The organism is Dawidia soli (assembly GCF_018598185.1).
In the GTDB taxonomy this organism is placed as follows: domain Bacteria; phylum Bacteroidota; class Bacteroidia; order Cytophagales; family Cyclobacteriaceae; genus Ohtaekwangia; species Ohtaekwangia soli.
The window spans coordinates 1-17949 of the sequence record NZ_JAHESC010000014.1; the positions used below are offsets into that span (position 1 = coordinate 1).

At 53.9% G+C, this 17949-nt stretch carries 19 protein-coding genes and 1 pseudogene; 12 read left to right on the plus strand and 8 right to left on the minus strand.

Annotated features, from left to right (window positions below):
* From KK078_RS11150 to KK078_RS11160, 3 genes and pseudogenes are all read right to left on the minus strand, one after another.
* A pseudogene (locus tag KK078_RS11150) lies at nt 1-553 on the minus strand (hypothetical protein); the annotation flags it as partial.
* A 200-nt stretch (nt 554-753) separates the two neighbouring features.
* On the minus strand, nt 754-2061 hold the full coding sequence (locus KK078_RS11155) for a chorismate lyase (RefSeq protein WP_254090355.1): 1308 nt from the start codon (nt 2059-2061) through the stop codon (nt 754-756).
* A gap of 97 nt (nt 2062-2158) precedes the next feature.
* The gene (locus KK078_RS11160) at nt 2159-2593 is read right to left on the minus strand and encodes a hypothetical protein (protein WP_254090356.1); all 435 of its coding nucleotides are present in this window, start codon (nt 2591-2593) and stop codon (nt 2159-2161) included.
* A gap of 348 nt (nt 2594-2941) precedes the next feature.
* Here KK078_RS11160 and KK078_RS11165 point away from each other — a divergent pair, with 348 nt between their 5' ends.
* The 9 genes from KK078_RS11165 to KK078_RS11205 all read left to right on the plus strand — a co-directional run bounded on the left by KK078_RS11165 (nt 2942) and on the right by KK078_RS11205 (nt 9233).
* Entirely contained in the window at nt 2942-3301 is a 360-nt protein-coding gene (locus KK078_RS11165) for a hypothetical protein (protein ID WP_254090357.1), read from the plus strand.
* Nucleotides 3302-3547: 246 nt separating this feature from the next.
* Entirely contained in the window at nt 3548-3868 is a 321-nt protein-coding gene (locus KK078_RS11170; RefSeq protein ID WP_254090358.1) for a hypothetical protein, read from the plus strand.
* Between the two features lie 69 nt (nt 3869-3937).
* Complete coding sequence (locus KK078_RS11175; protein WP_254090359.1) at nt 3938-4870, plus strand: helix-turn-helix domain-containing protein; 933 nt, start codon at nt 3938-3940, stop codon at nt 4868-4870.
* A gap of 102 nt (nt 4871-4972) precedes the next feature.
* Entirely contained in the window at nt 4973-5713 is a 741-nt protein-coding gene (locus KK078_RS11180; RefSeq protein WP_254090360.1) for an SDR family oxidoreductase, read from the plus strand.
* 102 nt (nt 5714-5815) lie between these two features.
* Nucleotides 5816-6568: an SDR family oxidoreductase gene (locus KK078_RS11185; protein WP_254090361.1), complete on the plus strand. Its 753-nt coding sequence runs from the start codon at nt 5816-5818 to the stop codon at nt 6566-6568.
* Nucleotides 6569-6591: 23 nt separating this feature from the next.
* On the plus strand, nt 6592-6948 hold the full coding sequence (locus tag KK078_RS11190; protein WP_254090362.1) for a hypothetical protein: 357 nt from the start codon (nt 6592-6594) through the stop codon (nt 6946-6948).
* 71 nt (nt 6949-7019) lie between these two features.
* Nucleotides 7020-7466 (plus strand): VOC family protein, encoded by a 447-nt coding sequence (locus KK078_RS11195; protein WP_254090363.1) that lies wholly within the window; start codon nt 7020-7022, stop codon nt 7464-7466.
* Nucleotides 7467-7655: 189 nt separating this feature from the next.
* Nucleotides 7656-8783 carry a fatty acid desaturase family protein gene (locus tag KK078_RS11200; RefSeq protein WP_262898651.1) on the plus strand — a complete coding sequence of 376 codons (1128 nt, stop codon included), beginning with the start codon at nt 7656-7658 and terminating at the stop codon, nt 8781-8783.
* A 69-nt stretch (nt 8784-8852) separates the two neighbouring features.
* A complete protein-coding gene (locus tag KK078_RS11205; RefSeq protein ID WP_254090364.1) occupies nt 8853-9233 on the plus strand; it encodes a hypothetical protein in 381 nt (126 codons plus the stop codon).
* Nucleotides 9234-9238: 5 nt separating this feature from the next.
* On the opposite strand, the gene KK078_RS11210 is transcribed toward KK078_RS11205, so the two are convergent.
* The 3 genes from KK078_RS11210 to KK078_RS11220 form a co-directional block, all read right to left on the minus strand.
* Nucleotides 9239-10051 (minus strand): 3-keto-disaccharide hydrolase, encoded by an 813-nt coding sequence (locus tag KK078_RS11210; RefSeq protein WP_254090365.1) that lies wholly within the window; start codon nt 10049-10051, stop codon nt 9239-9241.
* Between the two features lie 63 nt (nt 10052-10114).
* Nucleotides 10115-12769 (minus strand): ABC transporter permease, encoded by a 2655-nt coding sequence (locus KK078_RS11215; protein ID WP_254090366.1) that lies wholly within the window; start codon nt 12767-12769, stop codon nt 10115-10117.
* Nucleotides 12766-13113, minus strand: a complete 348-nt coding sequence (locus tag KK078_RS11220) for a PadR family transcriptional regulator (RefSeq protein WP_254090367.1) — start codon at nt 13111-13113, stop codon at nt 12766-12768. The genes KK078_RS11215 and KK078_RS11220 overlap by 4 nt, the downstream gene beginning before the upstream one ends.
* Before the next feature lie 179 nt (nt 13114-13292).
* Between KK078_RS11220 and KK078_RS11225 the strand changes: the two genes are divergently transcribed.
* Nucleotides 13293-13904 carry a hypothetical protein gene (locus KK078_RS11225; RefSeq protein ID WP_254090368.1) on the plus strand — a complete coding sequence of 204 codons (612 nt, stop codon included), beginning with the start codon at nt 13293-13295 and terminating at the stop codon, nt 13902-13904.
* Between the two features lie 106 nt (nt 13905-14010).
* Here KK078_RS11225 and KK078_RS11230 read toward each other — a convergent pair whose 3' ends face one another.
* Entirely contained in the window at nt 14011-15048 is a 1038-nt protein-coding gene (locus tag KK078_RS11230) for an aldo/keto reductase (RefSeq protein WP_254090369.1), read from the minus strand.
* A gap of 109 nt (nt 15049-15157) precedes the next feature.
* Here KK078_RS11230 and KK078_RS11235 point away from each other — a divergent pair, with 109 nt between their 5' ends.
* The gene (locus KK078_RS11235) at nt 15158-15388 is read left to right on the plus strand and encodes a hypothetical protein (RefSeq protein WP_254090370.1); all 231 of its coding nucleotides are present in this window, start codon (nt 15158-15160) and stop codon (nt 15386-15388) included.
* A 15-nt stretch (nt 15389-15403) separates the two neighbouring features.
* Here the strand turns inward: KK078_RS11235 and KK078_RS11240 are convergent, their stop codons facing one another.
* Nucleotides 15404-17248 carry a glycoside hydrolase family 9 protein gene (locus KK078_RS11240; protein WP_254090371.1) on the minus strand — a complete coding sequence of 615 codons (1845 nt, stop codon included), beginning with the start codon at nt 17246-17248 and terminating at the stop codon, nt 15404-15406.
* Between the two features lie 214 nt (nt 17249-17462).
* On the opposite strand from KK078_RS11240, the gene KK078_RS11245 reads away from it, so the two are divergent.
* Complete coding sequence (locus KK078_RS11245; RefSeq protein WP_254090372.1) at nt 17463-17948, plus strand: DinB family protein; 486 nt, start codon at nt 17463-17465, stop codon at nt 17946-17948.
* Nucleotide 17949 lies beyond the last annotated feature (1 nt).

Sequence of the window (17949 nt, forward strand, 5' to 3'; positions counted from 1 at the left end):
GGGTTAAGGCCGGTTCTTCGCCGGGTTGCTCCTGTAGGAAAAAGATCGAGCCCTGGTTGGCCCCGACATATTTTACCAGGAACCGTACGACGTCGTCAGCCAGTTGCTGCAGGTCGGTGCTGGCGCGCAGCAGCTCACCAAAGCTGGCCAGGCCGCGTGTCTCCCAGGTGCGCTGTTCTTCTTCTTCCTTCTCGGCCATCAGCTTGGTTTTATACCCCTCCAGCAAGGCGGCGATCTTGCGGTCTTCAAACCCTTCGGCTACTTGCGCATGCATGTCGCCCCGGTCGAGGCTGCCGATGAAGTCGTCGAGCATGAGCCATTGTTTCCGGTCGTTGTCGACCTGCTGTGCATACCGCTCCTTCCCGCGGGTGATCCTGCGGCCGGCCAGGAAGGCTCCTGCGGCGCATACGGCGGGGGTTGCGATGGCCAGTCCGTTGGCCGCGGTTTCCCCCCAGGTCTCGTCACTTTCTCCAAGGCGTTGTGCCACGAGCAGCAGCGGACAAAGCATGCCGATGGCAAGGCCGATCGCGGCCCATTTCTGTTCTGTTCTCATATACGTTCCTGACTAAAAAATGCGTGGGGAGAGGGCTATCCCCAGCGGTAACGAAGTACCGACTTTCCAGCAGCGCGGGGGTTGATAAACATTATTCCAAAACATGATAAATGTCAGGAACTGAACCAGCGTGCGTGTGGGTGTGAGCGCGACAAGCCGTTGGCCTTTTCTTCGCGTTCACACTCCACGCTCACACGGGTTCAATCGCGGTAGTCGGGAATGTTACACAAAAATACTTCGGTGATCAGTAACGGGTGGCCGTACAGGTGGAAGATCGAGCGACGCGCCCACAGCTCGGGCACGCGGCTGCTCTTTTCGATGACGGCTTTATAGAAGTGCGAGTGAACGAGCACGTCAAACAAGAGTTCGTCGTTTTCGGTTACGCGTTTGATCTCGAACCCGCTGCGCGTAACGTTCGGGTTGTTGTACAGCAGCGTTTCACCAATGGGGCGGTTGCCGAGGGTGTCGAGCGCTTCCTGGCATGCGCGATAGGTGGTTTCGGGCATCGTCACGCGGGCATAGACCAGCGGATCTTCTACGTTGCCCAGGTAGGTCTCGCGCACATAGCCATCCGGACAGGTATAGCACTGCAGGGCAGAGACCTCGTCGGCATACATGGGTTTGATGGATTGATCACTGATGCTCACGGCAAAATTGCTGCACACGCGCTTCAGGGCATGGCTCAATATAAACGGCTTGTACAGCCACTCGCGCAGTATAGGCGGCACGATATCGGCAGGGACAGTCGCAATACTTTCCCAGTGGCCCAGTTCACCACGGTAGCCGCGCGCAAAGGGCTTTACGGCAACCAGACCCACACGCTCACGGCCATCCATGCGAATGCCCGAGGGCAGCTCGCCTTCTTCTTCGCCAAAATAGCGGACTTCGCGAATGACAAAGCCGGCTTTTTCAAATGCCCACGTCAGGTCATCGGCGTCTACGTGATGGATCTGGTTCGGCAAGTGGCTATAGATTGCCGGGTCGTGGCTGTAGTGCGCCACGTCGTCGATATATCCGGCCCAGCGTACTCCCTGACGGCGGCGCTCTTCATATACGGGGATGAAGGCTTTGACGTGGTCGATGTAGGGCGTGAACGACACAATAAAGACTTCGCCGCCCGGCGTAAGCCAGTCGTATACTTTGCGGGCGCCTGTTTCAATTTCTTCACCATTCAGGAAGGGTAAAACCTGCGACATGTACACTGCGCTGAGCGATTCGCTTTCCATGTCGAAATGCGGAAAGCGGCCCTGCATTGTTTTCAGGTGTGGTTTCAACACGTCGCCGACGGTATCGCGAATAGCCTGCAGATGGCTTTCATCAATATCTACTGCCACGACGTGCGCTCCGGTCAGCAACGCGGGCAGCGTGGCAACGCCATAGGCGGCACCGATATCCATCACCGGGTGGGTGGCTTTGGAGGCGGCGTTAATAAAGGCTTTTCCGAAGGACGTGAGGGTGTAGGTAAACCCTCTTTTGTTTTGGGTGGAAATGGCGGTTTGGACTTTCATACGGTAGGTAGGGTAAGTTGAGACGATACAAAAACATATTCACAACAAAGCCTGAAAAGGCCGCAGGGGCCCGTAGGCCCCTGCTGAATAACAAATCTTATCGGAGAGCAGCCGTAGCCGGCTTCAGGTTCCGGAACCAATCCTTGGCATCTTCTATTTTGCCGAAAAACTCGATCGTCATTTCATCCTCCTTGGCTGCCGATTTTGCGGCATAACCCTTCACGGAGCGAACGGCAAAAACATTTTCCGGTAACACAAAGGCAACGTGATTGATACCGGCCTTGAGCGCGCGCGGATTCCATTCCTCTGCCACCCACTGGATATCTTTTTCGGGCTGCACGGCGTGACGGCTGGTGTCGGCCAGCCACAGAATCCGTGAATGGTTCTTTTTCTTTTCAATAAGGTGCGCGAGTCCTTTTTCTAAAAATGCCTTGAACTGTTCGGTCGGCATAAAGTCTGTAAAAGTAGCCGTGATGCAGGGCACGGAAGGGTCGTACTCGAGAGTACCATTCTTTTCTTCGACAAGTTTCATACAATGTCAAAAGGGGTTAATTGTGGTTAAAAATTTTTGATTGATCATTTCGACCGGCTACAAGAACGTTTCACCGAGTCGTTTAAATAAAGTTGCTTTTAATAGCTATACTAAACACTTGTTTTTCGTACACATCCATACATGGCCTCCACCCGTAAGTGTTTTGTTCGGAATAGTACAATTGTACTACCCGAAGTAGTACAATTGTACTAGTCGCAACGGTTTTCAGCCGTTCTCGTATCGCCTGGGATATACGCAATCGGACAAAAAAGCCGTATAATTTTGACAAAACGACAAAAAACTCACTTCACAGTATCAACGGAGTGCATATTTGCTGAACTGAAGTTAATGCATCGGCTCTATACCTTATTTTTCCGGTATAAAAGACCCAGCGGTTCTTCCGTGGCCGGCAGCAGCAGGGGCATTGTGGGTCAGCCCGACAGGAAATTCACGTGGTATAATTTTAGTATATACATTCCTATGGACCGGTACAAAAATCTACAGGGAAACTCGGGCATTACATCGTATAGCATCGAACGCGACTCGATCATTGTTGCGTTCAAAGGCGGACACACCTATAAGTATAATCATGCCATTACCGGAAAAGAGCACGTCCAGAATATGAAAACCCTGGCACGCGAGGGAAGAGGCCTGAGTACGTACATCAGCCGCTATGTAAAAGATCTTTATGCCGAACAAGTGTCATAAGTGTGCATATATACTGCACGCTGCAGGCTGTATGCCGAACAAGTGTGCACCTATGCTGCACGCTGCGAAAAGAAATGTAACTCCACGTTTGACACTATCTGTATAATCTTTAACTTGAATCAAGTTTTGCTGAAAAGCCAAAGTACAGCATCTCTGCTAAGCACGGGTTGCGGCGGATCCAGGAGTTCATCCACCGGCAGCTCTCATGTACAGATATATTTTGGACCCTACGCTTCGGCGACCAACATGTATAAGCACCCCACGACAACGGCCCCCGCAAATGTCGAGATCCTACTGGCCATTCAGTACCGGCGAGTACTCTCATTTCACTACGAAGGATTTCACCGTCTTGTAGAGCCGTACTGCTATGGCTTATCGCCTGCGGGCATACCCGTGCTATGGTGCTACCAATATGGCGGCGGCAGCGCGTCGCGCACCTTTGACTGGCTGTTGGTAGACCTCAGCCATGTGCGGAACATTGCGGTGGTGGACAAAGCGTTTGGGCGGCTGCGTGCCGGCTATGACCGTTCCGACAACGGCGTCGAACGGATCTTCTCGCAGATCTGATTCGCAAAAATCCACCCGAAATCGTATTATAGCGGGCAGGCAGCCTCGCACCCGGCGTCTGCCCGGTTTATGAAGGAGCAGGAAAAAATTGAACGGTTCGACAATCTGTATGACACCTACCACGACATCGGGCTGCCGGTAGACCTGATCGACGCAGAGGCTGAATTTACCATCCACAACCTGGCCCGGATACACCTGGACCTGCCCTTTAAGTCGCCGGTATACCGCGCCAACTACTTTTCTTTTGTCTTTGTCAAGAACGGCCGCGGCCGGTATTCCACCGACGACCATGTTTTCGATACCTCGCCTGGCACGATCTATTTCACCAACCCCGGTCATTACAAGTCGTTTGAGTGGCTGCAGTTGGACGAGGTCTACCTCGTTACGTTCAGCGAGTCCTTTTTAAAGGAGAACGTACACCCCGATGTGTTCCAGGAATTTTCGTTCCTGCTGGCCGAGACCGTGCCACCGCGCACCCTGCAGCCCGAGGTATACACAGAATTCGAGCGCTTGTACCTGCAGATCTTAAAAGAGCACGAGGCTTCGTCGCCTTACAAGCACCGCCTGATCGGTAGCCTCTTTGTGGTGCTGCTTCTTAAGGTAAAGGAATATTTCTGGGAGGACTACAATCCCATCTACGAGGGCAATCGCAGCTCGCAGCTCGTAAAGGCGTTCAAAAGCCTGCTGGAAAAACACTACCGCGACCTGGCCGACGGTAAAACCAACACATTGTTCCAGGCGCAGGACTATGCCCGCAGCCTGAACCTGCACCCCAACTATCTCAGCAATGTGATCAAAAGCAAAACGGGGCGCGCCGTCAGCGCGTGGATCACCGACAAGACCATCGGCGAAGCCAAGTCGTTGCTGCGCAATTCTTCCATTCCTGTAAAGGAAATTGCCTTTCGGCTCGGTTTTTCAGAGTCTGCTCACTTCAGCAACTACTTTAAAAAACACACCAGCCTGACGCCAAACGCCTTCCGGCGCGAATCCAGCCAGGGTTAGAAGCCCGATCTTGGATATTTACAAGTAGTCCTTAAGAATCCGTACTTTTTCGGAGGGTCGGAGGATGCACCTTTGTATCGTTCTATTAAACAACACAACATTATGAGCACTGTAAAAAACAAAGTAGCCATCGTCACGGGAGCATCCCGGGGTATAGGTGCCGCCGTAGCACAATCATTAGCCCAGGCCGGCGCAAAAGTCATCGTCAATTATGCCGGCAGCCAGGCCTCGGCCGAAGAGGTCGTCAAAAGCATCACCGCCGCCGGCGGCCAGGCCAAAGCCGTGCAGGCCGATGTCAGCAAGCCGACCGACGTAGACCGTCTGTTTGACGAAGCCATCGCGGCCTTCGGCCGAGTGGATGTACTGGTAAACAACGCCGGCATCATGATCGTCAAGTCCCTGGCCGACACCACCGATGAAGACTTTACCCGTCAGTTTGACATTAACGTACGCGGTGTATTCAACACCTTGCGGGTGGCCGCTACAAAACTGGCCGACAACGGCACGATCATCAACTTCTCAACGTCGGTAAACCGGCCGATGTCACCGGGGTATGCTGTCTACGCCGCTACCAAAAGTGCCGTCGAGCAGCTCACGCGGGTATTCGCCAAAGAGATCGGCAAACGTAATATCAACGTCAACTCTGTTTCGCCCGGACCGACCAACACCGAGCTGTTCACCACCGGTAAGAGCGAAGAGCTCATCGGCCGCCTGGCGGCGCTGTCGGCCTTTAACCGCATTGGCGAGCCTTCGGATATCGCTCCCGTGGTAACATTCCTGGCCAGCGACGATGCCAAGTGGATCAGCGGCCAGAACATCGGCGTAAACGGTGCCATGGCCTGATCCGGTCGCACCACTTCCTTACTATCCTTTTATCATCATTCCATCCGCGGCCGCAAGGCCGCACAGAACCCTATTGCCTTTACAATTCCAAATATCCATTATATGAACACCCTCCAAAACAAAGTCGCTCTTATTACAGGCTCTGCCCGGGGCCTGGGTAAAGCTATCGCCGAACGTTACGCCGCCCTCGGCGCCAGCATCATTCTGAACTACTCGCGTGACAAAGCCTCTACCGAAGAGGTCGTCAAAAATATCACCGGCATGGGCGCCAGGGTCATTGCCGTGCAGGCCGACGTTACCAAGCCGCAGGACGTGGCCCGGCTGTTCCAGGAGGGCTTGAAGGCCTTTGGCAAGATCGACATCGTGGTGGCCAATGCCGGCATCGAACTGATCCAACTGCCCGTGACCGATTTTACGGAAGAACAATTTGACCGCGTCTTCAGCATCAACGTAAAAGGCTCGTACTTTACCCTGCAGGAGGCCGCACGCCACATTGCCGACAACGGCCGGATCCTCTATATCTCGTCCAGCACCACCACATCGCCCGTGCCCGGCATGGCGGTATACGGCGGCAGCAAGACCACACCCAAATACCTGGTGGAGATCCTCGCGAAGGAGATCGGCCACCGCGGTGTGACCGTTAACTCCATCATACCCGGTCCGGTAGCCGCGACCGGCGTGTTCAGCGAGATGTCTACCGGCGATCCGTTCTACCAGGAGCTACTGAACGGCTCACCGATGGGCCGCCTCACGACGGTAGACGACGTAGCCGACATCGCCGAGTTCTTTGCCAGCGACCTGGCGGGCTTTGTCTCCGGACAACACCTGCTGGTAAACGGCGGATCGATCTATTAACCCATACTATAAATACTATACTCATGGCAACACTTTTAAAGATCCTCCAGGCTATGCTGATGCTGTTCGCTATCGTCATGGGGCTGAAACAAGGGTGGGCAATGGTTGCCGCAAAGCCCGACATGCTGCGTATGTTCGGACGGTTGGGCGTGGCCGGTACAGGGATAACGGCGCTGGGCGTGATCACACTCGCCAGCGCCGTCCTCATCCCCTTTCCCCGCACGTTCCTGTACGGCAACTTTCTGATGGCGGCCGGCATCCTGTTCATCATGGCGCTGGAACTGCAGCACAAAGACCTGCGGGGGTTCGCGATCGAGGTACCGTTCTTCCTGCTTTCGCTGATGATTATATACCTGGGGCACCCGCTCACCGCGAAATGATCTATTCGACCGGCCATCCTGCCGCGATTGGCAGGGGCCGGTTACTGTTGTATCTTGACGATATGAATCGCATGCTTCCTATACTGCTGGTGGTCGCTACGGCCTGCACCGCTTCCTACGCACAGACGTCTGCCACCAAAGCCCGCCTCAACCACACGGCCATTTATGTACAAGACCTCGCCGCAAGTACATTCTTTTATCAAACGGTATTGGGGCTGGACACCATTGCCAATCCCTTCCGCGATGGTAAACATACCTGGTTACGCACCGGCCCGGGCATGGCCCTACACATCATACAAGGGGCACCCGCCCGGAAAGAATACTATAAGAACCAACACACGTGTTTTAGCGTGGCCAGCGTAGACGCGTTTGTCGGCGTGCTGAAGAAATTCAACATGCGCTGGGAAGACCGCGACGGCAACAAACAAGCGGTCACTACCCGCATGGACGGCGTCAAGCAACTGTGGGTGCAAGATCCCGACGGCTATTGGGTGGAAGTAAACGACGCACGGGAATAACATCCTTCCTACCTTAAATTACGTATATCCCCTACCGGATAGCCGGTATTTGTGCCCCTTTTACCGCATTTTTCCTACCCTTACGCTTGTCAGCTTGTGAGCGGACCGAATTAGCCCTATCTTACAAGAGAATGAGCTATACTTCATTCCCATGCTGTCCCATCGTACTGTATTTATTATCCCCCTATTTTGATTCCAGCGACTCTTAAATTTACCAGCGACTATCGCGGCTTCTACGCGCTGTTGCGCAAGCGGGCGGACCTTTACTTCTCATCCAATAACATCGCGCGGGATGCAGATGGGGCGATGATCGCCAAAACCGTATTTTATACAGGGGGTGCACTGGGCCTATATTTACTCATCCTGTTCGGCGGATTCAGCCCGCTTGTCCTGCTGGCCATGGCGATCGTTCTGGGAATGTTCTCAGCGTTTATAGGGTTCAACGTTTGCCATGATGCCTTGCACGGTTCCTACTCACGCCATGCTGCCGTAAACACGGCGCTCGGTGGAATTTTCCACCTGATCGGTGCCAACACCTATAACTGGAAGATCTCGCACAACCTGGTGCACCACATGTATACTAATATCCATGACCATGACGACGACCTGGTGGTAGCGCCCGGACTTGTCAGCGTTTGTCCGCAAGACACGCCTTCGGGTATACAACGGTATCAGCACTTCTACGCATTTCTGCTCTACGGCTTTGCCAGTTTATCCTGGATCTTCGTAAAAGACTATCAAAAATTTTTCCAGGACCGCATCGGGAGCTACGACACCCGAAAACATCCGCGCATAGAATACTACAAATTGTTCTTTTTCAAAGCGCTATACTACGGCCTGGTTATAGTATTGCCCCTGATCGTACTCGATCAGATCACCTGGTGGCAGTTTATCATCGGTTTCTTCGCGATGCAAATGGCAAAAGGGTTTGTCCTGGGCCTGGTGTTCCAGCTGGCGCATATTGTAGAAGACCTCGAATTTCCCGAAGCCCATATTTCCGGCTGTATGGAAGATGCCTGGGCCGTACATCAACTTCGCACAACGGCCAACTTCGGCCGGAAAAGCTTCCTGACAACCTTCCTCTGTGGTGGATTGAATATGCAGGTAGAGCATCACTTGTTTCCCAAAGTATGCCACACGCACTACCGCGCATTGTCAGACATCGTACAGCAGACAGCCGCGGAATTTGGTGTTCCCTACTATGAGAATAAGTCCTTTGCAACGGCATTGGCCTCGCACTATCGCCTGCTCCGCCGTTTCGGGAGAGATGCGCTGCGCGCGCAAAAAGCGAAGCTGAAACAGGTCGCGGTGGCCTGACCCGGTGCTGGGCACCTGCCCGCGACTGGAACTTTTGATGCATATTGCAGTGGCAAAGAAGTCCAAATAATGAAGAAAAGCATTATCAGCCTCATCGTCCTGGTGGTCACCGTCGTTTCTTTTGTGATCGATGTGGCTGCTGCAGCCGTCAGTGGCAACATGGCCAATGGCCTTATTCTGTTTTTATGCGTCGTAGAGTTGTTTACCTGCTGGATAGCCTACCAGGTCGTACAGGGCAAGGGTTGGGCGATCGTCGCGCTGCTGGTGTACTACGGCCTGCGCTCATTCAACATCTATGGGGAGAGCTTCCGCTTTTATTCCAAAACGGGACTTAATATCGAAGTACGCCTGGGCGGTACCGTCGCGATCAACGTCATCACCTTTTTATGTTTTGTGCTGCTCATCCGGGAGCTGGCCAAGATCAACCTCGCACCTCCCAAGCGGCTTTAACCCGGTCACTTCGCCAGGTTGCGTAGTTCCACCTTGCGGAAATCGATCGGCTGCCCTTCGCTTTGCAGCGCAATAAACCCTTCCTTTAGCGGCGTACCCGGCTTCCACACCGTCGAGTCGTAGCCATGCACCACACCGCCTCCAATAGTGGGATGTGTATACTGCAGCACGGTGTCGCCTTCGATAATGTGTGTGATCAGCGAATCACCCAGCACGATCAACTCGGCACGCACCCAGGCATCGCGGTCGTAGGTCTTCGACGTCGAATTCAGGCAGTGTCCGTCGTATAACGTTCCGTTGTAAACAATGTCTGTGCCGGGCGAGCACATATTACCGGTTGGCCGCGGCTGGCCATCGCCGAGGCCGGCCAGGAACTGCATCTCGACGGAAATGGGCCAGTCTTGTTCTTTTAACATGGTGTGGGGGTCCAGCGCATGATACATCACACCGCTATTTAACACGGTATAGTCGGGGGCGCCCCGTTGCAGCTCGCCGGTAAAGCGATATTCTACCACCAGGTGGAAGTGCGAGAAAGGCTGCTTGTAGTACAGGTGCGCAAACTGATCCTGGAAGTCGCCATACTGGTCGTAACGAACTTTGATCATACCGTCCTCCACGCGAAAGGTATTGCCAAAATTTACGTCGACGTCGTGGTGGTGGATCTTGACGATCCAGTCGTTCAGGTCTTTGCCGTTAAACAAAGATATCCACTCCCCCTCCTCCGTAGCCGGTGTGGAAGGTTTACAGGTGGCAAATAACAGGCTCAGGGCCATCAGCGGCAGGGAGCGTTTCAGCAGGGGTATAAAAAAACGTGTCATATCTGTACAGGCAAGATAAGCATCTTGTGACAGATATGACACGCTTTTTTATAGGGACGGCACTTACTCCGCCCGCAGCTTGTCCACCGGTCTTGCCAGCGCGGCGCGGATAGACTGGTAGCTGATCGTCAGCACGGCAATGGACACCGCCAGGACACCCGCCCACAAAAAGACATCCCAGGTAATTTCGATACGATAGGCAAAGTCCTCCAACCACTTCTGCATGGCAAACCAGGCGATGGGAACGGCGATCACGAGCGCGATCAATACCAGCTTTAAGAAATTAACCGTCAGCAAACGGAATATAGTCTTCATGGAGGCACCCAACACCAGGCGAATGCTGATCTCCTTGCCTCGTTGCTCGATCATGAAGGCCGACAGGGCAAACAGTCCGAGGCACGCCACCACAATGGCCAGGCAGGCAAACGTGACGAAGATTCGGCCCATGCGCTGCACGTCGGCATACATCCGGGCATACTGGTCATCCAGGAACGTGTACCGCACCGGTTGATGCGGAGCGAACTTCTTCCAGACGTTCTCGATGCCCGTCAGGGCGCTCTTCATATCCGTAGCGTTTACCTTTACCGAGAGAATGTTCCGTCCCGGGCTGATCACCATGGCCAAAGGCTCAATCTTACCGCGCATGGACTCGTAGTGGAAGTCTTCCACCACACCGATAACTTCCCACCCGCGGTAATTCTCAATGCGTTTGCCAACGGCCTCTTTTAACCCCAGCTCGCGCGCCATGGCCTGGTTAATGATAACAGCGCCCGAGTCGGTAGGCATCTTCGCAGAAAAGTCGCGGCCTTCTACGATCTTCATGCCGAGCGTGCGGATGTAGTCGTGATCGACTTCCCAGAACTGACCGCTCACATCTTTGTTTACATTTCGCTTACCTTCCAGAAAGAAACCATTGCCATTGCGTTTTGTACCCCGCACGGGCAGGAAGTCTGCCAACGTGGCACTTTTTACGTACGACAGCTGCTGCAGCTCTTCTTTAAACGTTTGCCGCTGACGATCCAGCGTGTTGACACCCTGTATCAATACCACCTGGTCCTTGTCGAATCCCAGGTCTTTATTGAGGATATAGTCCATCTGCCGGTAAATGATCACCGTAGCGGCGATCAAGACGATCGAAGTAGCGAACTGAAAGATCACCAGCGTGCTACGCATCGAGCCGCTCTTGCTGCCCCGGGCCAGATTTCCTTTCAATACGCTGATGGGTTTGAAAGACGAAAGATAGAATGACGGGTAAAGCCCCGACAATATACCCACTACGAAAATCGCCCCGATCAATATAGGGTATACTTGCCAGACCGTCCACGGGAATACAAGCGACTTGGACGCCAGTTGATTAAAATACGGTATCAATAGCCACGCCAGTACCATACCCAGTGCAAACGAGATGAGGCTGAAGAGCAACGACTCGGTCAGGAACTGGTATACAATGTTGCTGCGATGCGAGCCCACGGTCTTTCGCAAGCCAACCTCTTTTGCCCGGTTCGCCGACTTGGCGGTAGACAGGTTGATAAAATTGATACAGGCGATCAGCAGTATAAACCCGGCAATCGCGCCGAACAACCATACAAAGCGTATATCGCTATGACTGAGCCCATCCTGAATACCGGCGCTGTAGAGATGAATGTCGGAGACCGGTTGCACATCCATCTTGAAATTTCTCGCCATCTCCTCGGCGTTGACGCGGCCGAGCTGTTTCAACATCGGCAGCAGGTATTTATCGGTTATCAGGCCCAGCTTCTTTTGAAACGCGCGCGGGTCCGTACCCGGCCGTAGCAATACATAGGTGGGATAGTTCGTAGCCGACCATGTGTTTTGCTCGCCCGGCCAGAACTCCCTTCCCTGCATCGTCATCGCAAAGTTGAATTGAAGATGCGACGTAGCCGGCAGGTCCGCTATCACACCCCCCACTGTGAAAGGATTGTCGCGGTCGTTGTTCATGACCAATTGTTTGCCGACGGGGTTCTCGTTCGGAAAATATTTATCGGCCTTGCTTTTGGTGATGACGATGGTGCCGGGCTTGTCCAGCAAATGGGCGGGGTGACCATATACTACCGGCAGCTTCAGAATATCCAGCAGCTCCTGGTCCATATAGATAAAACCTTCTTCGTACGTGTTATCGGTCTCATCCACCCGGCGCAGCTGGTTGTTGCCCGCGCCGAACAACTCGCTCGACAGGTAACGTCCGGCCTTTTCTACTTCCGGAAAGTCTTCTTTCAATGCGCGGGCAAACGGCGCCTGAAACCAAACGGCTTTGAGGATCTCGCCATTGTCATTGAATATCTGGTACACGCGATAGATCCGGTCTTTCTCCGGGTAGTGCGTGTCGTAACGCAGCTCGTCCCGGATAAACAAGGTGATCAACATACACGCGGCAATGCCCAGGGCGAAGCCGCCGATCTTGATCGACGAATACATTTTGTTCTTGGAGAGGTTTCTCCATCCCACGGTAAAGTAACTTTGTAGCATGGCGTAATGGGTTAAGGGTCGGGGTGATGACTTGCGCAGGGCAAAGGGCCGTATATAGTGAACGACCTGGTACCAATAATGAAGCCGGGCACGCCAGGGCGGTTTGCGGCTCAGTGTGCGGTGGAAATCTTCTTCCAGGTCGCCCATCACATCCTCGGCCAGATCCTCGCGCAGAAAACGCTGTAACAGGCGTTGGGCCAGCGGTGGCGGTATCATATCAGTTGGTTTCAAAGGGCACCGAGGTAATTCAGTTTGTCAGCAAACGCAGGATATTGACTCCACAGCGACATGCGAAAATCGCGCGACTCTTTCAGCACGCGCTTGCCCAGGGCCGTAATGGTAAAGATGCGTTTGCGCCGGCCGCCACGCTCCGCCGTGGCGTTGCCCATCTCGGATTTTAAAAAGCCTTTTGCCTCCATTCTATCCAGCGTAGAGTGCGTGGCCCCGATGGAAGTCGCGCGCCCCGACTGGGTCTCATACTCTTCTGCGATCTTAAAGGCATACGCTTCTTCGCCGAGGATCCCCACCAACAGCAGAATGACCTCTTCGAATTCACCTAAACGTGTCTCTTTCATTTGTTACTAAATTGTAGAGTAAATAACGGGGAATTGGCTGATATGTTCTACAATTTAGTATCAAATAATTTAAAACAGGTGCTGCAACAGCTAAAAAGGCTTTTTTCCATACCCAAAAGGGTTATTGCCTGACGGCCCTGGCCGTTGTTTCTTTGAACTCTATAACCCCTCTATCCCGTATGAAACAGATCGTTCTTTGTGTGCTGACGGGCACTTTACTGGCCCTGGTGAGCAGCTGCGGCAGCGACGATGACGACAATGCGCCGGCTGACGGCCTGTCGAAAGACATCACCAACCTCGTGCCCGCCGGGCTCCTGACCGAAATGAAGTCGCTGGGCATGCCCGTTCACGAGGGCACAACACCCCCCGATCTCACCGGCACGTTCCGTGCATCGCTCCTGGAATTGAAGGCTTCCAATATTGAAAACGACCCGTACCAGCCGGGCCACATCTTTGAAGATTACGTCGTAACATTCTTTGACCAGGACAATGAGAAACTCACCATTAAAAAGAATTACCAGAACGGTCCCGAAAGCGGCGAAGGCATCGGCAGCTTTATATCTGGTACGGGCAACAAGTTTTCGGTGTTTGCCGAGATCCATGCAACCTCCGGTGGCGACGAAGCACGGCTGATCCTCGTTACGTCGGGCACCATGACCGACACCGGCATCCAGGACCTATACTATTCGCTCTTCATGCTCGACAACGGCGATAACACCAGCGGGTATTGGATTGATGACGGGTCGGGTCGCATCTCTGCCGACGAAGACGGCTTTTCTGAAAAAGAGTAATACTTCCCTCGTAATACTTGAAAACTGCGGTACCGGTGCGATGGCGCCGGCACCACAGTGATCACTCCACAGCAAATATTGATGGTTTAGGTTTGGTAACGTTAGGTCAGTACAGATCGGGTGCTGCGTTCAGCATGGCGTGGTCGCGTTGATGCCAGTAGGGGTAAGCCGTCGGCATGGCGCTGGCTTCGTCCAGTCGTTTAACCTGGTCGGTCGTGAGGTTCCACCCCACGGCGGCCAGGTTTTGTTTTAACTGCTCCTCTGTACGGGCACCGATGATAATGTTACAGACCGTGGGACGCTGCAACAGCCAGTTCAACGATACCTGCGCGACGCTCTTGCCCGTCTCGGCCGCGACTTCATCCAGGGCGTCGAGCACCTTGTATAGTACTTCGTCGGGGGTGGCATGCGCCGGCACAGGGCTTCCCCCCTGGGCTACACGCGCTTCTTTCGGCACCGGCTGGTTGCGCCGGTACTTGCCGCTCAGCAAACCCGACGCCAGCGGACTCCATACCAACGTACCCACTTTCTGATCGACACCCAGCGACATAAGCTCCCATTCCAGGTCGCGGGTCAGCAGCGAGTAGTACGCCTGGTGGCCTACATACCGCGCCCAGCCGTAGCGTTCAGAAACAGAGAGCGACTTCATAAGGTGCCACCCCGAAAAGTTAGAGCACGCGATATACCGCACTTTGCCGCTTTGCACCAACGTGTTAAGCGTGCTGAGGGTCTCTTCCACCGGCGTGTTGGCATCGAAACCATGCATGTGGTAAATGTCGATGCAGTCGGTGCCGAGCCGGCGCAAGCTGTCTTCGCACTGACGGATCAGGTGATGACGCGAAGAACCAAAGTCGTTCACGCCGTCGCCCATGGGGAACGTTGCTTTTGTCGAGACCAGCACCTTGTCGCGCCGCCCCTTGATGGCGGCTCCCAGGATTTCTTCCGACAAGCCCCGCGAATAGGTATTGGCCGTATCAAACAGGTTCACGCCGGCCTCCAGGCAAAGATCTACCATGCGTGTAGCCTCCGCCGCCTGTGTCGAGCCCCAGGCCTTAAAGAATTCATTGCCCCCACCAAAAGTGGCTGTACCAAAGCTCAGGACGGGAATGCGAAGTCCCGAGCCGCCAAGTTGTCTGTATTCCATAGTGGAAAATAGTTGTGGTTGAATATGCTTGTTTGCGTGGAAGTTCGCGAAAGTTTGGCAGAAGTCCACAGAGCGTATGTGAACGGTCGTTTTTTAGTAGCTTGCGCCTATGAAAATGGTAAGCCGCGTCATAGGCAAAGGATACGTAAAGGTCACCTTCTACACCAACGAAGAATGGGAGGAACGTCTGGCCGTCGATAAAATGCTGGGAACGAACATCCTCGCAGAATCGAAAGTAGAAGACATCAAAGACATTCGCGAAGGCATGCGCACATGGGACAACTACAGCCAGCGTTTCTATAGCGAAACCAGTCCGCATACCTTTATCCTGGAAGAATAACGCCGCGTAAACGTCTTATTGACCTACGGCCGCCGCCACCAGGTACCATGCTCCATGCGGCAGCCACTGCTCGGCCCAACGCCAGTCGTCATCTTTCCCGGTCTTGAGGTAGCTCAGGTCGTAATCGATATCGGCTTCATCGCTGTACCCGCCGGTAATGCCGTTGCTGATGCCGCCGGGCGCATTGGTATATTGATATGTGCCGAAGAACATGTAGGCAATATTATTGCGCCCCATGCCATGCAGCATGCTGGCGTCATACGGATTTAAGCCCAGCACCCAGTTCAATTGATCCCACGCATATGCCTGCAGCTTGCGCTGGAAGGCATCGTCGCCGGCAAAGAACGGTGTGGCCAACCGGGCCGCGGCAGCCAGTGAACCAAGCCGCGCATTCTCGCCCTGCCACCATGGCGCCGCTTCCGAATCGTGCGGAAAAAAGAAGGCAGTACGCTTCACCCCTTCTTTGTTCTGCACCAGTTGCCGGGCATAACCAAAGGGATTGTTTACTTCGCCCGTGACTTGTAATTCATATGTCAGTGACTTCTTAACACAGGCCAGCACTTCCTTGCGCACGGCCTCGTCGGCCATCGGCGCATAATTCAACAATGCCACGACGGGCAGGCCTGCATCCGACGGATGGAAGAACGGACGCGTGGCCGCATCGGCACGCCATGAGCCCTGATAGGTACCGGATGTCACCAAACGGCCCATCAGGTTCCGGGCACGTTTGTCCGCCGCTTGTTTATACAGGGGTTTCTTCGTGACCTTGTATAGCTCCGTGGCAGCCATCAGCGCACAATAGTCATCCACTATATTTTCCTTACCGTCATTGGTATAGTATATATTGTTCTTTTCCAGAAAAGCGAAGGCTTCTTCCGCCGTGCGCAGATAGTCGGCCGCCGTATAATCGCCCGATACGGGATATGTGCTGGCCATCGCCAGGGCGGCAATGGAGAGACCCGCGCCCGCACGATAGCTCACCTCGTACGTAGCCTGGCTGGACACACGTTCGATGTTGCCGGGGTTTGTTTTGTCCTTGGTATCGATCGTCTTGATCGCATAGCCCTTTGAGTCCTTACCGATCTTGCGATCTTCCGGGCGCTTCTCCGGTCCGTGTCCCGATACCGAGCGATAAAACGAACCCTTCGGGTTTTTCACACGTACCAGGTAGTCGGCACCAAACATCGCCTCGTCCAGCACCCGGCGTTTATATTGTTTAAAGGCAGTCTTGTCACGGGCGTCCAGCAAAGCATACGTCTTAAAAAGACCCCACGCCGTCAGCGATATTTGCTGCGGATTAAAATAGGTGGAGAACGACAAATGCGAAATATGTTTGCCATAGTCGCCGGTGGCATCAAACCAGCCACCGTGCGCATCCACGATCGTGTTGGTATCTTCCAGCTTCAGGTTGCGGTCTGCTTTGTCGAGCAACCCCGACGACCGCTGTCCTTTAAAATAATAGACTACGTTTGAAAGGGTGTTGCGTTCCAACACATCGGTCTGTATCACAAACGGGAAGGAGCGGATCACGCCCTTGCCCGTGGTACACTCTATATAGTAAGAACCCTCCTGGGTTACGCCGTCAAAGTCCAGTGTCCAGAAGTGCCAGTCCTTCCACTTCTGCACCGGGCCCACCTGGGCCACCGTGCCGGAAAAAACTTCCGCACCGGTCTGGCTGTCTTTCACCTGAAAAGTCGTTACACCGTCGCCGGCCTTACCCTGCACCACGGCATGCTTAGGCCCCAAGGCCTCATAGCCCAGGTGATTGGTTAAAATACGAAGCTGCTGACCGTGGGTAAAAAGCGGCAACAGCCACAGCGAAAGAATAAAGAGAGCAAAATAAGGTTTTGGGTTGGGCATAGGGATTGGAATTTTAAGATAACATCTTCTACCGACAGACGATTTCAAACAACGATTGCGTCAGAAGAATGAATGGCCGGATAACCGGTAAAAGATTGGGATGTGCTAAAACGCACACTAACGCCCTGCCTTCGCTGAGTTCCGGTAGGCGAGCCTGCCCGCCGGAGCTTTAGCGAAGGCAAGATTTTTTATAGACTATCTTAAACGATCAACCATGGAAACGGCCCAACGCAAAACCATCGTCACCGAACTGATCCAATGCATTCAAAAAGGCAACGCCCACGTCTCCTTCGAAGAGTCCGTTGCGCGGTTGCCCGCAGCGCTCCGCACACGTACGCCCCGGTCACTGCCCTATAGCATCTGGCAACTCGTCGAGCACATGCGCATCACCCAATGGGACATTGTAGAGTTCTGTTCTTCCGCCACGCACGAGTCGCCCCCGTGGCCCAAAGGTTACTGGCCCGAAGAAGTGCCGGACGAAGTAAGCGACTATGCCTGGAAAAAGGCGCTGGCCCAGATCGAAGAAGACCGCACGCGTTTCTTTAATCTATTGAAGAACCCCAAGCGCGACCTGCTCGAACCCTTTGAGCACGGCGACGGACAAAACCTGCTGCGCGAAGCATTGCTCATTGCCGACCACAACGCCTATCACACGGGCGAGATCATCGTCGTGCGGCGCCTGCTCGACGCATGGGAATAAT